Origin of the sequence: Pseudomonas sp. EGD-AK9, from assembly GCF_000465935.2 — a bacterium.
Lineage (GTDB): Bacteria > Pseudomonadota > Gammaproteobacteria > Pseudomonadales > Pseudomonadaceae > Aquipseudomonas.
Map to the genome: position 1 here is coordinate 1 of NZ_AVOF01000636.1, position 1,050 is coordinate 1,050.

At 72.9% G+C, this 1,050-nt stretch carries 1 protein-coding gene; it reads left to right on the forward strand.

Annotated elements, in window-relative coordinates; translation table 11 throughout:
* Positions 1 to 1,050: precorrin-3B synthase (gene cobG / locus N878_RS21955; RefSeq protein WP_021445674.1), on the forward strand; the 1,050-nt coding region annotated here is incomplete at both ends.

A 1,050-nucleotide genomic window follows, 5' to 3' on the forward strand; every position in this document is an offset into this window, starting at 1 on the left:
CGGCCTCGGTCCGCGCGTGGCCGCCGCCGACGATGTGCGCAACCTGCTGCTCAGCCCCGCCGCCGGCCTCGATCCGCAGGCGCGGATGGACGTGCGCCCGCTGGCAGCCCAGCTGCTCGACCTGCTGCAGGACAGCCCGGCGCTGCACGCGCTGTCGGCCAAGTTCGCCCTGCAACTCGATGGCGGCGAAGCCCTGGCCATGCGCGAGCACCCCCACGACCTGTGGCTGGCCGCCGAGGACGACCAGCACCTGCTGCTGGGCCTGGCCGGCTGCCCCATGGACACGCCGCTGGCGCGCATCGAGGCGAGCCAGGCGCTCGAACTGGTGCGCCAGCTGCTGCTGCTGTTCCTTGAACTGGCCACACCCGAGCAGTCACGTATGCGCCAGTTGCTGGCACAGGTGCCAGCCGACGAACTGCTGCAGCGCCTGCAGGCGCGCCTGGATTTTGCCCTGCAGCCGGCGCCGGCCACCTGGCAGCCCGCCGCCACCGTCGAGCGCGCGCCGGCTGGGATTTATCCACAGGCGCAGGCCGGCCTGTGCATGGTCGCCGCCGGCGCCCAACTGGGCCGGCTGCACGCCGAACAACTGACCACGCTGGCCGAGCTGAGCGAGCGCTATGGCGACGGCGAGCTGCGCCTGACGCCCTGGCAGGGTCTGCTGCTGGGCAATGTGCCGGAATCCGCCAGCCGTGAGCTGTTGGCAGCACTGGGCGAACTCGGCCTGCTGACCCACATCGACGAGCCGCTGCTCGGCCTGGTCGCCTGCACCGGTTCGGCCGCCTGCGCCCGCGGTTTGGCCGACAGCAAGCAGCACGCCCTGCACCTGGCCGAGCTGCTGCGCGCAAGCCACGCCCGCCCGCAAGTACACCTCAGCGCCTGCCCGCGCAGCTGCGCCAGCGCGAGGGTGCAGCCCTACACATTGCTGGCCAGCACGCCCGACCACTACCAGCTCTACCAACGCACGCCCGCGGCGCCCGGCTTCGGCCGTCTGCTGGCGCCGGCCCTGACCATCGACGAGGCCGGCGCCTGGTTCGCCCGCCAACACCCCGC